This window comes from Streptomyces sp. NPDC005423, from assembly GCF_040606415.1.
GTDB lineage: Bacteria > Actinomycetota > Actinomycetes > Streptomycetales > Streptomycetaceae > Streptomyces.
Genome location: NZ_JBEXET010000020.1, coordinates 97,675 through 113,184 on the forward strand (window position 1 = coordinate 97,675; position 15,510 = coordinate 113,184).

At 71.4% G+C, this 15,510-nt stretch carries 16 protein-coding genes; 10 read left to right on the forward strand and 6 right to left on the reverse strand.

Going from position 1 to position 15,510, the window contains the following annotated elements; all coding sequences use genetic code 11:
- Nucleotides 1-82 precede the first annotated feature (82 nt).
- The 5 genes from ABZT12_RS21770 (at nucleotide 83) to ABZT12_RS21790 (ending at nucleotide 4,637) form a co-directional block, all read left to right on the forward strand.
- Nucleotides 83-1,321, forward strand: a complete 1,239-nt coding sequence (locus ABZT12_RS21770) for a MurT ligase domain-containing protein (RefSeq protein WP_356386901.1) — start codon at nucleotides 83-85, stop codon at nucleotides 1,319-1,321.
- A gap of 36 nt (nucleotides 1,322-1,357) precedes the next feature.
- Nucleotides 1,358-2,086: a glutamine amidotransferase gene (locus ABZT12_RS21775; RefSeq protein ID WP_356386904.1), complete on the forward strand. Its 729-nt coding sequence runs from the start codon at nucleotides 1,358-1,360 to the stop codon at nucleotides 2,084-2,086.
- A gap of 210 nt (nucleotides 2,087-2,296) precedes the next feature.
- The gene (locus ABZT12_RS21780) at nucleotides 2,297-3,322 is read left to right on the forward strand and encodes a 6-phosphofructokinase (RefSeq protein WP_356386907.1); all 1,026 of its coding nucleotides are present in this window, start codon (nucleotides 2,297-2,299) and stop codon (nucleotides 3,320-3,322) included.
- 130 nt (nucleotides 3,323-3,452) lie between these two features.
- Nucleotides 3,453-4,403 carry a cytochrome c oxidase assembly protein gene (locus ABZT12_RS21785; RefSeq protein WP_356386910.1) on the forward strand — a complete coding sequence of 317 codons (951 nt, stop codon included), beginning with the start codon at nucleotides 3,453-3,455 and terminating at the stop codon, nucleotides 4,401-4,403.
- A gap of 75 nt (nucleotides 4,404-4,478) precedes the next feature.
- Nucleotides 4,479-4,637 (forward strand): hypothetical protein, encoded by a 159-nt coding sequence (locus ABZT12_RS21790; protein WP_356386913.1) that lies wholly within the window; start codon nucleotides 4,479-4,481, stop codon nucleotides 4,635-4,637.
- Nucleotides 4,638-4,640: 3 nt separating this feature from the next.
- On the opposite strand, the gene ABZT12_RS21795 is transcribed toward ABZT12_RS21790, so the two are convergent.
- The 4 genes from ABZT12_RS21795 to ABZT12_RS21810 are packed head-to-tail and all read right to left on the reverse strand — an operon-like array spanning nucleotide 4,641 to nucleotide 8,669.
- Nucleotides 4,641-5,846, reverse strand: a complete 1,206-nt coding sequence (locus ABZT12_RS21795) for a histidine kinase (protein WP_356386916.1) — start codon at nucleotides 5,844-5,846, stop codon at nucleotides 4,641-4,643.
- Nucleotides 5,843-7,555 carry a cation acetate symporter gene (locus ABZT12_RS21800; protein ID WP_356386919.1) on the reverse strand — a complete coding sequence of 571 codons (1,713 nt, stop codon included), beginning with the start codon at nucleotides 7,553-7,555 and terminating at the stop codon, nucleotides 5,843-5,845. Before ABZT12_RS21800 ends, ABZT12_RS21795 begins: the two co-directional genes overlap by 4 nt.
- Nucleotides 7,552-7,917, reverse strand: coding sequence for a hypothetical protein (locus ABZT12_RS21805; RefSeq protein WP_356386922.1), 366 nt, complete (start codon nucleotides 7,915-7,917; stop codon nucleotides 7,552-7,554). The genes ABZT12_RS21800 and ABZT12_RS21805 overlap by 4 nt, the downstream gene beginning before the upstream one ends.
- A gap of 2 nt (nucleotides 7,918-7,919) precedes the next feature.
- Nucleotides 7,920-8,669: a LytTR family DNA-binding domain-containing protein gene (locus ABZT12_RS21810; RefSeq protein WP_356386925.1), complete on the reverse strand. Its 750-nt coding sequence runs from the start codon at nucleotides 8,667-8,669 to the stop codon at nucleotides 7,920-7,922.
- 77 nt (nucleotides 8,670-8,746) lie between these two features.
- Here ABZT12_RS21810 and ABZT12_RS21815 point away from each other — a divergent pair, with 77 nt between their 5' ends.
- The 4 genes from ABZT12_RS21815 to ABZT12_RS21830 all read left to right on the forward strand — a co-directional run bounded on the left by ABZT12_RS21815 (nucleotide 8,747) and on the right by ABZT12_RS21830 (nucleotide 12,225).
- A complete protein-coding gene (locus ABZT12_RS21815; protein ID WP_356386928.1) occupies nucleotides 8,747-9,250 on the forward strand; it encodes an Lrp/AsnC family transcriptional regulator in 504 nt (167 codons plus the stop codon).
- A 122-nt stretch (nucleotides 9,251-9,372) separates the two neighbouring features.
- Nucleotides 9,373-10,194, forward strand: a complete 822-nt coding sequence (gene ddaH, locus ABZT12_RS21820; protein ID WP_356386931.1) for a dimethylargininase — start codon at nucleotides 9,373-9,375, stop codon at nucleotides 10,192-10,194.
- Complete coding sequence (gene rocD, locus ABZT12_RS21825; protein WP_356386934.1) at nucleotides 10,191-11,417, forward strand: ornithine--oxo-acid transaminase; 1,227 nt, start codon at nucleotides 10,191-10,193, stop codon at nucleotides 11,415-11,417. The genes ddaH and rocD overlap by 4 nt, the downstream gene beginning before the upstream one ends.
- Nucleotides 11,418-11,802: 385 nt before the next feature.
- Entirely contained in the window at nucleotides 11,803-12,225 is a 423-nt protein-coding gene (locus ABZT12_RS21830; RefSeq protein WP_356386937.1) for a DUF6003 family protein, read from the forward strand.
- Between the two features lie 57 nt (nucleotides 12,226-12,282).
- On the opposite strand, the gene ABZT12_RS21835 is transcribed toward ABZT12_RS21830, so the two are convergent.
- The gene (locus ABZT12_RS21835) at nucleotides 12,283-12,714 is read right to left on the reverse strand and encodes a stealth conserved region 3 domain-containing protein (RefSeq protein WP_356387035.1); all 432 of its coding nucleotides are present in this window, start codon (nucleotides 12,712-12,714) and stop codon (nucleotides 12,283-12,285) included.
- Between the two features lie 296 nt (nucleotides 12,715-13,010).
- On the opposite strand from ABZT12_RS21835, the gene ABZT12_RS21840 reads away from it, so the two are divergent.
- Complete coding sequence (locus ABZT12_RS21840; RefSeq protein WP_356386940.1) at nucleotides 13,011-13,730, forward strand: lysophospholipid acyltransferase family protein; 720 nt, start codon at nucleotides 13,011-13,013, stop codon at nucleotides 13,728-13,730.
- 68 nt (nucleotides 13,731-13,798) lie between these two features.
- Here ABZT12_RS21840 and ABZT12_RS21845 read toward each other — a convergent pair whose 3' ends face one another.
- Nucleotides 13,799-15,403, reverse strand: coding sequence for an alpha/beta hydrolase (locus ABZT12_RS21845; protein ID WP_356386943.1), 1,605 nt, complete (start codon nucleotides 15,401-15,403; stop codon nucleotides 13,799-13,801).
- Between the last annotated feature and the right edge of the window lie 107 nt (nucleotides 15,404-15,510).

The following is a 15,510-nucleotide window of genomic DNA, read 5'->3' on the forward strand; positions in this document are numbered from 1 at the left end:
GAATGGATCTCGATAGGCTGAGGTCCACACCACGTTGCCGGAGGCACAGGCGCGGCGCGTACGCAAGGAGGATCGAGAACTGATGGCAGGCAACTCGGACCCGCTCACGCCGCGGGCCAAGCTGGCCGTGACCGCGGGCAAGGCGGTAGCGGCGGCTTCGCGCGCAGCGGGGCGCGGCAGCGGATCGGTGATCGGCGGCCGGGTGGCACTCAAGCTCGACCCCGACCTCCTCGCCCGGCTCGCGCAGAGCCTGGACGTGATCCTGGTCTCGGCGACCAACGGCAAGACCACCACCACCCGGCTCATCGCGGAGGCGCTGCGCGCCGCGGGCCCGGTCGTGTCCAACGCGCTCGGCGCCAACATGCCGGCCGGCATCACCTCGGCCCTGGCCGGTGGCTCCGACGCCAAGTTCGCGGTCATCGAGGTCGACGAGAAGTACCTCGCCGGCGTCGCCCGCGACACCTCCCCCAAGTGCATCGCGCTGCTCAACCTCTCCCGCGACCAGCTGGACCGCGCGGCCGAGACCCGGATGCTCGCGGAGGCGTGGCGGGAGGGCCTGGCCGGTTCCAAGGCCGTCGTCGTCGCCAACGCCGACGACCCGCTGATCGTCTGGGCCGCCTCCTCCTCGCCCAACGTGATCTGGGTGGCGGCCGGCCAGATGTGGAAGGACGACGCCTGGTCCTGCCCGTCCTGCGGCGGTGTGATGCAGCGCCCCGGCGACGACTGGTTCTGCGCCGAGTGCGGCTTCCGCCGTCCGACGCCGTCCTGGGCGCTCTCCGGCGACCATGTCCTCGACCCGCACGGTTCCGCCTGGCCGATCCACCTCCAACTGCCGGGCCGCGCCAACAAGGCCAACGCCGCCTCCTCCGCCGCCGTCGCCGCCGTCTTCGGGGTGCCGCCGCAGGTCGGCCTGGAGCGCATGTACCAGGTGCAGGCCGTCGCCGGACGGTACGACGTCGTCCAGTTCCTCCAGCGCGACCTGCGGCTGCTGCTGGCGAAGAACCCGGCCGGCTGGCTGGAGACGTTCAGCCTGATCGACCCGCCGCCGACCCCGGTGATCCTGTCGGTGAACGCGCGCGGTGCCGACGGCACCGACACCTCCTGGCTGTGGGACGTCGACTACACGCGGCTGACCGGCCACCCCATCTTCGTCGTCGGCGACCGGAAGCTGGACCTCGCGGTACGCCTCGAAGTCGCCAACCAGCACTTCCAGGTCTGCGACAACCTCGACCAGGCCGTGCAGCAGGCCCCGCCCGGACGGATCGAGGTCATCGCGAACTACACGGCGTTCCAGGACCTGCGCCGCCGCGTCGGCAACTGAGCGAACAGATCTGACTGATCGAAGAGGACCATGACCATGAGCGACAACCAGCTGCGTCTGGTGTGGATCTACCCGGACCTGCTGAGCACCTACGGCGACCAGGGCAACGCCCTCGTCGTGGAACGCCGGGCCCGGCAGCGCGGTCTCGACGTGGCGCGGCTCGACGTACGCAGCGACCAGCCGATCCCGACCTCCGGCGACATCTACCTGATCGGCGGCGGCGAGGACCGTCCGCAGCGGCTCGCGGCCGAACGGCTGCGCCGGGACGGCGGGCTGGAGCGCGCGATCGGCAACGGCGCGATCGTCTTCTCGGTCTGCGCCGGCTACCAGATCCTGGGCCACGAGTTCATCAACGACCTCGGCCAGCGTGAGCCCGGCCTCGGTCTGCTCGACGTGGTGTCGGTGCGCGGCCAGGGCGAGCGGTGTGTCGGCGACGTCCTCGGGGACGTCGACCCGCGCCTCGGCCTGCCCCCGCTGACGGGCTTCGAGAACCACCAGGGCGTCACCCATCTCGGCCCTGGTGCCCGCCCGTTCGCCAACGTCCGCATCGGCAAGGGCAACGGCACCGGCGACGGCACCGAGGGCGCGTACAACGACACGGTCTTCGGGACGTACATGCACGGGCCCGTACTCGCCCGCAACCCGCTCATCGCGGACCTGCTGCTGAAGCTGGCCCTCGACGTGAACGCGCTGCCGCCGATCGACGACCGCTGGTACGAGGCGCTGCGCACCGAGCGCATCGCCGCCGCCCAGCAGCCCGCGTAAGCGCGCTTCCAGGGGTACTGAAGGGAAGCTTTAGCCCGGCCTGTCAGGGTCTTCGTGGGGCCCGCCTGACGCTCTCTCCGCTCACTTGTGCGGCCGAGTCCACCAGGCGGACGCCTGCTACGGAGCCACCCCCTCACGCCGGTAGGGTGACCGGGTCCAGCCGGACAGCGTGGTCCGGTCCCCGGCCCACGTTGAGAAGGTTTTCGGGCTATGCGCATTGGTGTCCTCACGTCCGGCGGCGACTGCCCCGGCCTGAACGCCGTCATCCGGTCCGTCGTGCACCGCGCCGTCGTGGACCACGGCGACGAGGTCATCGGCTTCCGGGACGGCTGGAAGGGTCTCCTGGAGTGCGACTACCTCAAGCTCGACCTCGACGCGGTGAGCGGCATCCTGGCTCGCGGCGGCACCATCCTCGGCTCCTCCCGGGTCCAGCCCTCCCAACTGCGGGACGGTGTGGAGCGGGCCAGGGGCCATGTGGAGGAACTCGGCCTTGACGCGATCATCCCGATCGGCGGCGAGGGCACGCTGAAGGCGGCCCGGCTGATGTCGGACAGCGGTCTGCCCGTGGTGGGCGTACCGAAGACGATCGACAACGACATCGCCGTCACCGACGTCACCTTCGGCTTCGACACGGCCGTCGGGGTCGCCACCGAGGCCCTGGACCGGCTCAAGACCACCGCCGAGTCCCATCAGCGGGTCCTGGTCGTGGAGGTCATGGGCCGGCACACCGGCTGGATCGCGCTGCACTCCGGCATGGCGGCCGGGGCCCACGCCATCGTCGTGCCTGAACGGCCTTTCGACATAGAGGAGTTGGCCGCTCGGGTCGGCGAGCGCTTCGAGGCGGGCAAGCGGTTCGCGATCGTGGTGGCGGCGGAGGGCGCGAAGCCGCGTGCGGGCTCCATGGAGTTCGACGAGGGCAAGAAGGACGTCTACGGCCATGAGCGCTTCGCGGGGATAGCGCGGCAGCTCTCGGTCGAACTGGAAGGGCGGCTCGGCAAGGAGGCGCGTCCGGTGATACTCGGGCATGTGCAGCGCGGCGGTACGCCCACGGCGTACGACCGGGTGCTCGCGACCCGGTTCGGGTGGCACGCGGTGGAGGCCGCGCACCGCGGGGAGTTCGGGAAGATGACCGCGCTGCGGGGCACCGACATCGTGATGGTGTCGCTGGCCGATGCGGTCGAGACGCTGAAGACGGTGCCCGCCGAACGCTACGAGGAAGCCGAGTGCGTGCTGTGACGTGCGGGTGAGACGTCGTTCCCGCCGCCCCTGAGCAGGTCGCGCCGCCCCCGGTCACCGTCGTGACCGGGGGCGGTTCTACTCTGGTGCGGACAGACGACGCACACCCCCACGAATCAGGAGCCGTCCGATGGATCACGGCGGGCACGGCATGACGACGGATCTGCCGCCGTTCACGCTCGGACGGGGTCTGCACTGGTCGGCCGACCCCTTCTTCCTCGTCGCCTGTCTGCTGGGGCTGGCCCTGTACGGCTGGGGCGTCGTGCGGCTGCGCCGGCGCGGCGACTCCTGGCCGGTGGGCCGGACGGTCGCGTACGTCATCGGCGTGGTGACCGTCGGGCTGGTGATGTGCACCCGGCTCAACGACTACGGCATGGTCATGTTCAGCGTGCACATGGTGCAGCACATGATCATCAGCATGCTGTCGCCGATACTGATCCTGCTCGGCGCGCCGATCACGCTGGCGCTGCGGGCGCTGCCGCCGGCGGCCAGGGGCCGCAAGGGGCCGCGCGAGCTGCTGCTGATGTTCCTGCACAGCCGCTACATGAAGATCGTCACGCATCCCGCGTTCACGATCCCGCTCTTCATCGCCAGCCTGTACGCCCTCTACTTCACGCCGATCTTCGACTTCCTTATGGGCTCGCGAACGGGCCACATCGCGATGATGGTGCACTTCCTCGCCGTGGGCCTGGTCTTCTTCTGGCCGATCATGGGCGTGGACCCGGGGCCCAGCCGGCCCGGCTATCTGATGCGGATGCTGGAGCTGTTCGCGGGGATGCCGTTCCACGCGTTCTTCGGGATCGCGCTGATGATGGCGTCGGAGCCGATGGTCGGGACGTTCCGCACTCCGCCCGCCTCGCTCGGTATCGACGCGCTCGCCGACCAGAACGCGGCCGGCGGCATCGCCTGGGCGTTCAGCGAGATCCCGTCCGTGCTGGTGCTGATCGCCCTGCTCTTCCAGTGGCACAGCTCGGAGCAGCGGCACGCCCGCCGCTCGGACCGGGCCGCCGACCGGGACGGCGACAAGGAGCTGGAGGCGTACAACGCCTATCTGGCGTCGCTCCACGCCCGTCGCGGCTGATTCCCGCGGTCGGCCGTCCCCGGGCGGGGAACGGGGGCACCATGGAGGCAGGCGACCCGTGAGGAGGGTGTTGCGATGCCCGGTTCTACGAAGGCCATGGGGGTGATCACCGTGGGCGCGCTCGTCGCGGTGACGGCGTACACGGTGGCGCTCGGCAGCAACGGCTGGCTGTGGTTCGGCTGGGTGGTGCTCGGGATGATCACGCTGGGCATGGTCGCGACCCGCAGCACCTGACCGTCACTCCTCGGCGAGCGGCCCCGCCGAGTGGACGCCCGGCTGGTACTTCGGCAGCCGGGCGGTGATCTTCATCCCGGCTCCTACGGCGGTCTCGATCACCAGGCCGTAGTCGTCGCCGTAGACCTGGCGGAGCCGGTCGTCGACGTTGGAGAGGCCGATGCCGCCGGAGGGGCTGACCTCGCCGGCCAGGATGCGGCGCAGCAGGCCGGGGTCCATGCCGGCCCCGTCGTCCTCGATGACGACCAGGGCCTCGGCGCCGGCGTCCCGGGCGGTGATGCCGATCCGGCTCTTGTCCGCCTTGCCTTCGAGGCCGTGCTTGACGGCGTTCTCGACGAGCGGCTGGAGGCAGAGGAAGGGGACCGCCACCGGCAGCACCTCCGGCGCGATCTGGAGGGTGACCGAGAGCCGCTCGCCGAAGCGGGCCCGGACCAGGGCCAAGTAGTGGTCGATGGCGTGGAGTTCGTCCGCGAGGGTGGTGAAGTCGCCGTGTCTTCGGAACGAGTAGCGGGTGAAGTCGGCGAATTCCAGGAGGAGTTCGCGGGCCCGTTCAGGGTCGGTGCGTACGAACGACGCGATCACCGCGAGTGAGTTGAAGATGAAGTGCGGGGAGATCTGGGCGCGCAGGGCCTTGATCTCGGCTTCGATGAGCCGGGTACGGGACCGGTCGAGGTCGGCGAGTTCGAGCTGGACGGAGACCCAGCGGGCGACCTCGCCCGCCGCCCGCACCAGGACCGCCGACTCGCGCGGCGCGCAGGCGACCAGCGCGCCGTGCACCCGGTCGTCGACGGTGAGCGGGGCGACCACGGCCCAGCGCAGCGGGCAGTCGGGCTCCTCGCAGCGGAGCCGGAACGCCTCGCCGCGGCCGGTCTCCAGTGGTCCGGCGAGCCGTTGGAGTACTTCGGCGCGGTGATGGGCGCCGACCCCGTCCCAGGCCAGAACCTGTTGCCGGTCGGTCAGGCAGAGGGCGTCGGTGCCGAGCAGGGTACGCAGTCTGCGGGCCGAGCGGCGGGCCGTCTCCCCGGTGAGACCGGCGCGCAGCGGGGGCGCGGCGAGGGACGCGGTGTGCAGGGTCTGGAAGGTGGCGTGCTCGACCGGGGTGCCGAGGCCGCCGAGGCGCTGCGGGCGGCCCGTGCGCCGGCCGAGGAGGAAACCGGCGGCCAGCAGCGGCAGGGCGGCGACGCAGAGGCCCGCCAGGAATCCGCTCACGCCTTCACCTCCGCCCGTAGCTCCTCGGGCAGGTGGAACCGGGCCAGGATCGCCGCGGTCCCCGTCGGCACCCGGCCCGGGGTGGCCAGCGAGACCAGCAGCATGGTGAGGAAGCCGAGCGGCACGGACCAGAGGGCGGGCCAGGCCAGCAGGGTGCGCAGGGGCCCGGTGCCGGGGAGGCCCGCCATCGTGGCGGTGACGGCGGCGAACGCGGAGCCGCCGCCGATCACCATGCCGGTGGCCGCCCCGGGCGGGGTCAGCCGCCGCCACCAGATGCCGAGGACCAGCAGCGGACAGAAGGAGGAGGCGGACACCGCGAACGCCAGCCCCACCGCGTCGGCCACCGGCAGCCCGCCCACCAGCACACTCGCCACGAGCGGTACGGCCATGGCGAGGACGGTGCCGAGTCGGAAGTGCCGTACGCCGCGCGAGGGAAGGACGTCCTGGGTGAGGACGCCCGCCACCGCCATGGTCAGCCCCGACGCGGTGGACAGGAAGGCGGCGAAGGCACCGCCCGCGAGCAGCGCGCCCAGCAGGTCGCCGCCGAGGCCGCCGATCATGCGGTCGGGCAGCAGCAGGACGGCGGCGTCGGCGTTTCCGGTGAGGGTGAGTTCGGGGGTGTAGAGCCGGCCGAGCGCGCCGTAGACGGGCGGCAGCAGGTAGAAGGCGCCGATCAGGCCGAGGACGGCGACCGTGGTGCGGCGGGCGGCGACGCCGTGCGGGCTGGTGTAGAAGCGGACGACGACGTGCGGCAGGCCCATCGTGCCGAGGAAGGTGGCGAGGATGAGTCCGTACGTGGCGTACAGGGGGCGTTCCTCGCGGCTCGCGGCGAGGGAGGCCGACATGCCGCCGTTGTCGCCCCGGCCGGCGACCGGGACGGGGTCGCCCTCGGCGAAGGTGAGGCGGGTGCCGCCTGCGATGTGGTGGGTGCCGGCGGGGAGTCGAACCTCGGTGCCGGTGTGCGGCCGGCCGTCGACCGTGCCGGTCACGGTGACGCTGAGCGGTCGGTCGAGCCGGAGATCGAGGCTCTCGTCGACGCGGACGACGCGCTGTGCGCGGAAGGCGGCCGGTTCGTCGAAGGCGTGCCGGGGCGCCCCGTCGCTCTGCCAGGCGAGGACCAGGAAGAGGGCGGGGACGAGCAGGGCGGTGAGTTTGAGCCAGTACTGGAAGGCCTGGACGAAGGTGATGCTGCGCATGCCGCCCGCCGCGACGGTGGCGACCACGACGGCCGCGACGATCAGTCCGCCGAGCGGGTCGGGCGCGCCGGTGAGGACGGTCAACGTCAGTCCGGCGCCCTGGAGTTGGGGCAGCAGATAGAGCCAGCCGATGCCGACGACGAAGGCCCCGGCGAGCCGTCGTACGGCGGGCGAGGCGAGCCGGGCCTCGGCGAAGTCGGGCAGCGTGTAGGCGCCGGAGCGGCGCAGCGGGGCGGCGACGAAGATCAGCAGGACGAGGTAGCCGGCCGTGTAGCCGACCGGGTACCAGAGCATGTCGGGTCCCTGGACGAGGACCAGGCCGGCGATGCCGAGGAAGGAGGCGGCGGAGAGGTACTCGCCGCTGATGGCGGCCGCGTTGAGGCGCGGGCCGACGGTGCGGGAGGCGACGTAGAAGTCGGAGGTGGTGCGGGAGATCCGCAGGCCGAAGGCGCCGACGAGGACGGTCGCCACGACGACGAGGGCGACGGCCGGTACGGCGTAGCCGGAGTTCATCGGTCCTCGACGAGCCGGACGAAGTCGCGTTCGTTGCGCTCGGCGCGGCGCACGTACCAGAGGGCGAGCAGGACCAGCGGGGCGTAGAGGCCGAAGCCGAGGACGGCCCATTCCAGGCGGCGGGCGTCCGGGGTCGCGGCGAAGACCAGCGGCAGCGGGCCGACGAGCAGCACGAGGACCGCGAACACGGCGAGGGCGGCGCGGAGTTGGCTGCGCATGAGGGAGCGGACGTAGGTGTGGCCGAGGGTGGTCTGCTCGTCGATCTCGGTGCGCGGGCGGGAGTGGCCGGTGGGTCTGCGGGCGCGCCGGGTGCCGCTGGGCGGACCGGTGACGACGACGCGGCGCTCGGTGGCGTCCGGCACCCTCACGCCCTCCTCATCAGCAGGTCGCGCAGTTCGCGGGCGTGGCGCCGGCTGACCTGGAGCTCCTCCGCGCCGACCAGGACGCTCACCGTGCCCGCTTCCAGGCGGAGTTGACCGATGTGGCGCAGGGCGACGAGGTGACGGCGGTGGATGCGGACGAAGCCCCGGGAGCCCCAGCGCTCCTCCAGGGTGGACAGCGGGATGCGCACGAGATGGCTGCCCCGGTCCGTGTGCAGCCGGGCGTAGTCACCCTGCGCCTCGACGTGGGTGATGTCGTCCACGTCCACGAAGCGGGTGACGCCGCCGAGTTCGACGGCGATGTGACCGGGGTCGGGTTCGTGGACGGGGATCCGCGGTGCCGCGCCACCGAGTTCGGCGGCCCGGCGTACGGCCTCGGCCAGCCGTTCCTTGCGGACGGGCTTGAGCACGTAGTCGACTGCCTTGAGATCGAAGGCCTGGACGGCGAAGTCCTCGTGGGCGGTGACGAACACGACGAGCGGCGGGGTGGCGAACCCGGTCAGCAGCCGGGCCAGGTCGAGCCCGTCCAGGCCGGGCATCTGGATGTCGAGGAAGACCACGTCGATCGCCTCGGGGCCGCCCGGTCCCGACTCCAGGGCGCGGTTGAGGCGGCGCAGCGCCTCGGTGGCGTCGCCGGCGCCCTCCGCGCTGCCTATGCGTGGGTCCGCGTTCAGCAGATAGAGCAGTTCCTCCAGCGAGGGGCGTTCGTCGTCGACGGCGAGGGCGCGCAGCATGAACGTGGAGTGTAGGAGCAATTCGCGGCGCTGGACATGTGCCGGACGTGGACGTTCGCGCTGGATACAGTGCCGACATGAACAGCAGGACCACGCCGTTCGACGAGCTCGACCGGAAGATCATTACCGCGTTGATGGCGAACGCCAGGACCAGTTTCGCCGAGATCGGCGCGGTGATCGGCCTCTCCGCGACGGCGGTGAAGCGGCGGGTGGACCGGCTGCGGGAGACCGGGGTGATCACCGGGTTCACGGCCACGGTGCGGCCGTCCGCGCTGGGCTGGCGCACGGAGGCGTACGTGGAGGTGTACTGCGAGGGCGCCGCGCCCCCCAGACGGCTCGCGGAGGTGGTGCGCAACCATCCGGAGATCACCGCGGCGATGACGGTGACCGGCGGCGCGGACGCGTTGCTGCACGTGCGGGCGACCGATGTGGAGCACTTCGAGGAGGTGCTGGAGCGCATCCGCCAGGAGCCGTTCATCCGGAAGACGATCAGCGTGCTGGTCCTCTCCCACCTCCTGCCGGAGAGCCTGGAGGCGGGCGTCACCCATCCCGCTCCCGACGACGCATCAGAACTGCGCTGACCTCGCGGAAGACGCAGCGTTCCTGCGTACACGCGCAGCTTTCGTCCCTTGTCGCCCGTATCCGTCGCTTCCTACCGTGGTGGCAACCCTAGTCGCCCCCCAGGAAGCGGAGGAACCCCTCTGTGCCCGACACCCGTGTGCGGCGCCGGCGGCGCTTTCTCGTCTGCGAACCCAGACACTTCGCCGTGCGGTACGCGATCAACCCCTGGATGCGTCCGGACACCAGGGTCGACGTCGATCTCGCCCAGGAGCAGTGGCGCACGCTGATCGGCGCCTACCGCGCGCACGGCCACACCGTCGACACGGTGGCCCCGGTCCCCGGCCTCCCCGACATGGTCTTCGCCGCGAACTCGGCGGTCGTCGTCGACGGCCGTGTCTTCGGCTCCCTCTTCCACGCGGCCGAGCGCCGTGCCGAGTCCGGCCACTACGACACCTGGTTCAGGGCGGCGGGCTACGACGTCCACCGCCCGGAGTCGGTCTGTGAGGGCGAGGGCGATCTCGTCCCGGCCGGCCCCTACGTCCTGGCCGGCACCGGTTTCCGCACGACCCGCGAGGCCCACCGCGAGGTGCAGGAGTTCTTCGGTGTCCCGGTGATCAGCCTGACGCTGGTGGACCCGTACTTCTACCACCTGGACACGGCACTGTTCGTCCTCGACGACGGTCCAGCGCCGGACCTCGTCTACTTCCCGGAGGCGTTCACGCCGGGCAGCCGCGACGTGCTCGCGCGGCTGTTCCCGGACGCGGTGCTCGCCACCCGCGAGGACGCGATGACGTTCGGCCTCAACTCCGTCTCCGACGGGCGCCACGTCTTCATCTCCCCCCGGGCCGAGGCACTCGCCTCACGCCTCGCCGACCGCGGCTACCTTCCCGTGCCCGTCGACCTGTCCGAGTTCCACAAGGCAGGCGGCGGCATCAAGTGCTGCACCCAGGAGCTCCGTTCATGACCGCACCCGTCACCGCCCGTACGTCCGCCGACCTCATCCGCGCGGAGGAACCGGTCCTCGCGCACAACTACCACCCGCTGCCCGTGGTCGTCGCCCGGGCCGAGGGCGCCTGGGTGGAGGATGTCGAGGGGCGCCGCTACCTCGACATGCTGGCCGGCTACTCGGCCCTCAACTTCGGCCACCGCCACCCCGCCCTGATCGAGGCGGCCCACCGCCAGCTGGACCGGCTGACGCTGACCTCCCGCGCCTTCCACAACGACCGACTCGCCGAATTCGCCGAGCGGCTCGCCGAGTTGACCGGTCTCGGCATGGTGCTGCCGATGAACACGGGCGCGGAGGCCGTGGAGAGCGGCATCAAGGTCGCCCGTAAATGGGCCTACGACGTGAAGGGCGTCCCGGCCGACCGGGCGACCATCGTCGTGGCGGCGGACAACTTCCACGGCCGTACGACGACGATCGTCGGCTTCTCCACCGACGAGAGCGCCCGGGCGGGCTTCGGCCCGTTCACGCCGGGGTTCCGGATCGTGCCGTACAACGACCTGGCCGCGCTGGAGGCGGCGGTCGACGAGACGACGGCGGCGGTGCTGATCGAGCCGATCCAGGGCGAGGCCGGGGTGGTCGTCCCGGACGACGGCTACCTGACCGGGGTACGTGAACTCACCACCCGCCGGGACTGCTTGTTCGTCGCGGACGAGATCCAGTCGGGGCTCGGCCGCACCGGCCGCACGCTCGCGGTGGACCACGAGGGGGTCGTCCCGGACGTGGTGCTGCTCGGCAAGGCGCTCGGCGGCGGCATCGTGCCGGTGTCGGCGGTGGTCGCGAGCCGGGAGGTGCTCGGAGTGCTGCGGCCCGGCGAGCACGGCTCGACGTTCGGCGGGAACCCGCTCGCCGCGGCGGTCGGCACGGCGGTCGTCGAACTGCTGGAGACCGGTGAATTCCAGCGCCGGGCGGCCGAGTTGGGCGAGGTGCTGCGGGACGGGCTGACCGGGCTGACCGGCAAGGGCGTGCTCCGTTTCCGCGCGCGCGGGCTGTGGGCGGGCGTCGACGTCGACCCGGCGATCGGCACCGGCCGCGACATCAGCGAACGCCTGATGCACGAGGGCATCCTGGTCAAGGACACCCACGGCTCCACCATCCGCCTGGCCCCGCCTCTGACCATCACGGAGGACGAACTCCGTTCGGCGATAGGCACGTTGGAGGAGGTACTGACGCGGGGCGCCTGACAGCGGGACGCGGGCGCGGACGCGGGCGCGGACGCGGGCACCGGGGCAGGACCGTCCCCGGCGCCCAGCCCGGCGCCCGAGGAGGGCGCGGACGGGCCGGGAGGCGATCGACACGGCCGGGCGGTACGGTCCGGCGGTGCGGCGACCGGCACAGCCGGACGGTGCGGCCTGGTGGCGGTGCGCGGCCGGGGCGCACCCCGGGATCGGGCGCACCCCGGGATCGGGCGCACCGAAGGCTGGGGCGGCGGCCGGCCCGGGGTGGGCAACCGAACGGGTGGTGTGCGGAAAACTCGCGACGGACGTCGCCGGCGGCGGACGTGGCGTGGCCGATACCGGGTAGAGGGAACGCAGTACGTGACCGTTTCTTTCGTGAGGATTCCCGAGGATGACCGATGACGCCTATCTCGTCCTGCTGACCGGCCCGGCCGCGACGCTCGGCGTTCCCCCCGCCGCCGTCGGGGAACTGGCCTGCATGGACACCCCCGCTGTCAGGGGCTGGCTCGAAGCGCAGGGCACCACCGCCACCTCGCCCGACCTGCGGCTGCTCCCTCCGGAGGAGACCTCGGCGATTCCCGAGGACGCCGAACGGCTGCCCGTCCCGCTCGGCGAGGAGGAGCTCGGCTGGCTGCGCCACAGCCTCGCGCCGCGGAGCCTGGCGCAGCTGGAAGAGGAACTGCTGGCCTACCGTTCCTGCGCGGACAACCGGGACGCCCTGCTCACCCGCGCCCTGGCGGCCGGAGTGCCCGCGCACCGGATCGCCGAGCTGACCGGTGAGGACCTGGCCGTCATCAAGGCGGGCGGCCGCTGACACCGGACGCCGGTGCCGCGACAGGCGACGTTCACCCGTCGCGACGCCATGCAGGAACTAGGTGACGCGCTGTGTGAGCGTCTCCGGGCGGGGTGCCTTCGGCGGCGAGGCGGCGCGGTCGGCTCGCTCGAAGCGGCTGGGGAAGGGGTACTTCCGGTCCAGGAAGGCATGGAGGTCGGCGCGCACCGCCGCCCTGGCCGCCGCGGCGGTGTCGACGTCGTTGAGGCAGAAGAAGTCGACGTCCTCCCCGGCCGCGAGCCGGACCAGCCGCCGTCGCATGTCGGGGGTGCCCAACTCGACGTAGCAGAAGCGGTAGTCGGCCGGGACGGCCCGGCCGGTGGCGATCGCCCAGTGGTGGTGGAGGGTGGAGGCCGACGCCACGTCGGAGGGGCAGCGGAAGCGCGAGTAGGTGGTCCGCCGCAGTTCGGCGATGCCGAGCTCCTCCACCTCCCGCATGACGGACAGCAGTTGGGGGTGGGGGGTGTGCAGCGACTGCCCGTCTCACGGGCGGCGATGACGTGGCCGGTGCGGTCCTGATGGGCCCGGCGTTTGGCGGCCATGACCGGGTCGTCGAATTGTAGAAGAGTTTCCCGAGAATTAACGGAAGTGGGGGAGGGGGACGGCCGTTGCCACAGTCCGGTGTGTTGAGGCCCGATCGGGCCGCGCCCGTATCACGCGGTTCCACGCGGCTTCGAGTGGCCCTACACTGACACCCCACGGAACGCCGGATGACCTGCGAGAACAGGTCGGTTGAGCCGATCCGCCGGAGTGAGGAGCGACCACTCTTGTTCTACTACCTCCTGAAATACGTGATTCTGGGTCCGCTGCTGAGACTGGTCTTCCGGCCTCGCATCGAGGGCCTCGATCACATACCGGAGTCGGGTCCTGCCATCGTGGCCGGTAACCACCTGTCGTTCTCGGACCACTTCCTGATGCCCGCGATCCTCAAGCGGCGCATCACCTTCCTGGCGAAGGCCGAGTACTTCACGGGGCCGGGTATCAAGGGCCGCCTCACCGCGGCGTTCTTCCGCAGCGCGGGGCAGATCCCGGTCGACCGCTCCGGCAAGGAGGCGGGCCAGGCCGCGATCCGCGAAGGTCTCGGCGTACTGGCCGCGGACGAACTGCTCGGCGTCTACCCGGAGGGCACCCGCTCGCACGACGGGCGCCTCTACAAGGGCAAGGTCGGCGTCGCGGTGATGGCCCTCAAGTCCCGTGCCCCGGTGATCCCTTGCGCGATGATCGGCACCTTCGAGGCCCAGCCCCCCGGCAAGGTCCTCCCGCGCGTCCGGCCGGTGACGATCCGCTTCGGCAAGCCGCTCGACTTCTCCCGCTACGAGGGGATGGAGGACGAGAAGGCGATCCTGCGCGCGGTCACCGACGAGATCATGTACGCCATCCTCACGCTCTCCGAGCAGGAGTACGTCGACCAGTACGCGGCGGTCGCGAAGGCGGCCGGGGCGAGCACGGCGAAGGAGCGAGCCTTCCGCCGCCTGCCGCTGAGTTGACGCCGTAGGGCGGCACCACGGAGGGGCGGCCGGATGCCCGGCCGCCCCTCGTCACAGCGAGCCCTCGGCTACGGCTTGGGCGTGGCGTGCGGGGTGCACGTCACGTCGGAGCCGTCCAGCACACCGGTGAGCAGATAGGTGTCGACCCGGGTGTTGATGCAGGGGTTGACCAGCCCGGTCACACCGTGGGAGCCCGCGTCCTTCTCGGTGATGAGACGGGAGCCCTTGAAGCGCTTGTGCAGTTCGACCGCGCCGGCGTACGGCGTCGCGGCGTCCCGCGTGGACTGCACGATCAGCACCCGCGGCAGGCCCTTGCCGGTCTTGACCTCGACCGGGCTCTGCTGCTTGACCGGCCAGGTGGCACACGGCAGGTTCATCCAGGCGTTGGCCCAGGTCATGAACGGGTACTGCTTGTTCAGCGCCGTGTTGTCCTTGTCCCACTTCCGCCAACTGGTGGGCCACTTGGCGTCGGTGCACTCGACGGCGGTGTAGACGGCGTTGCCGTTCTCCGCGGTGATGTTGCCCGCGGTGTCCGACAGATCGGGCGCGGCGGCGTCGATCAGCGCCTGGGTGTCACCGGCGACGTACTTGCTGAAGACGGTGGCGATCGGCACCCACGCGGAGTCGTAGTACGGGGCGCTCTGGAAGTAGGAGATCAGCTCGGCCGGGCCGACGGTCCCGCCGAGGGGGTTCTGCTTGGCGGTGGCGCGCAGTTGGAGCCACTTCGCCTGGACGGCGGCGCGGGTGGTTCCCAGGTGGAAGGCCGCGTCGTTCTTGGCGACCCAGTCCTCCCAGTCCTTCCAGCGGCCCTCGAAGGCGATGTCCTGACCGAGGTTGGCCTCGTACCAGATGTTGTCGCGCGCGGGGTTGACGACGCTGTCGACGACCATGCGGCGCAGGTGGCCCGGGAACAGGGTGCCGTAGACGGCGCCGAGGTAGGTGCCGTAGGAGACGCCCAGGTAGTTGAGCTTCTTCTCGCCGAGAGCGGCGCGGATGACGTCCAGGTCGCGCGCGGTGTTCGGCGTGGTCATCTGCTGGAGCATCGTGCGTCCGGTGCGCTCGGCGCAGCCGTCGGCGTACTCGCGGGCCAGCTTGCGCTGCGCGTTCTTGTCGGCCTCGGTGTCCGGCACCGGGTCCGCCTTCGGCGCCTTCACGAACTCCTGCGGGTCGACGCAGGAGATGGGTGCCGAGTGGCCGACCCCGCGCGGGTCGAAGCCCACGAAGTCGTACGCCTTGGAGGTGTTGACCCAGAGCGGGTTCTTGGTGGTGACACGGAGCGGGAAGCGCATTCCGGAGCCGCCCGGACCGCCGGGGTTGTAGACGAGGGAACCCTGGCGCTCCTTCGCCGTGCCCGTGCTGCCGACCCGGTCGACGGCCAGCTTGATCTTCTTGCCGTCGGGCTTGGTGTAGTCGACCGGCACGGTGACCCAGCCGCACTGGACCGGTGCCGCCAGCGCCCAGTCGGCGGGACAGGCCTGCCAGTCGATCCCGGCCTTCGCGGCCCGCTCGGCGGCGACGGCGGCGCCCCGGGCCGCGCTGTCCTGCCCGTGCCGGGTTCCCGCGCTCGCGCTCGCGGAGGGTGCCGCGACGGCGCCGGCTATCAGGGTCGCGGTGACGAGCGCCCCGGCCGAACCGAGCGCCAGCGCCCGGTTCTTCGGTCTGATGTCCCTCAAGGGGGACCTCCCCGTACATCGATGCGATTGGTACGGGGATCCTTTCCGCTGTGAGGTCCCTGAGAACAGGGGTTGTTGACCTTCTTTACCAATCCGATAAACGGAGA

Coding starts and splice junctions, on each gene's coding strand:
- ABZT12_RS21830 (WP_356386937.1), top strand. CDS start 11,803: ATGACCGATGACGCCTATCTCGTCCTGCTGACCGGCCCGGCCGCGACG.
- ABZT12_RS21780 (WP_356386907.1), top strand. CDS start 2,297: ATGCGCATTGGTGTCCTCACGTCCGGCGGCGACTGCCCCGGCCTGAAC.
- ABZT12_RS21800 (WP_356386919.1), bottom strand. CDS start 7,555: ATGAACTCCGGCTACGCCGTACCGGCCGTCGCCCTCGTCGTCGTGGCG.
- ABZT12_RS21810 (WP_356386925.1), bottom strand. CDS start 8,669: ATGCTGCGCGCCCTCGCCGTCGACGACGAACGCCCCTCGCTGGAGGAA.
- ABZT12_RS21785 (WP_356386910.1), top strand. CDS start 3,453: ATGGATCACGGCGGGCACGGCATGACGACGGATCTGCCGCCGTTCACG.
- rocD (WP_356386934.1), top strand. CDS start 10,191: ATGACCGCACCCGTCACCGCCCGTACGTCCGCCGACCTCATCCGCGCG.
- ABZT12_RS21775 (WP_356386904.1), top strand. CDS start 1,358: ATGAGCGACAACCAGCTGCGTCTGGTGTGGATCTACCCGGACCTGCTG.
- ABZT12_RS21815 (WP_356386928.1), top strand. CDS start 8,747: ATGAACAGCAGGACCACGCCGTTCGACGAGCTCGACCGGAAGATCATT.
- ABZT12_RS21790 (WP_356386913.1), top strand. CDS start 4,479: ATGCCCGGTTCTACGAAGGCCATGGGGGTGATCACCGTGGGCGCGCTC.
- ABZT12_RS21770 (WP_356386901.1), top strand. CDS start 83: ATGGCAGGCAACTCGGACCCGCTCACGCCGCGGGCCAAGCTGGCCGTG.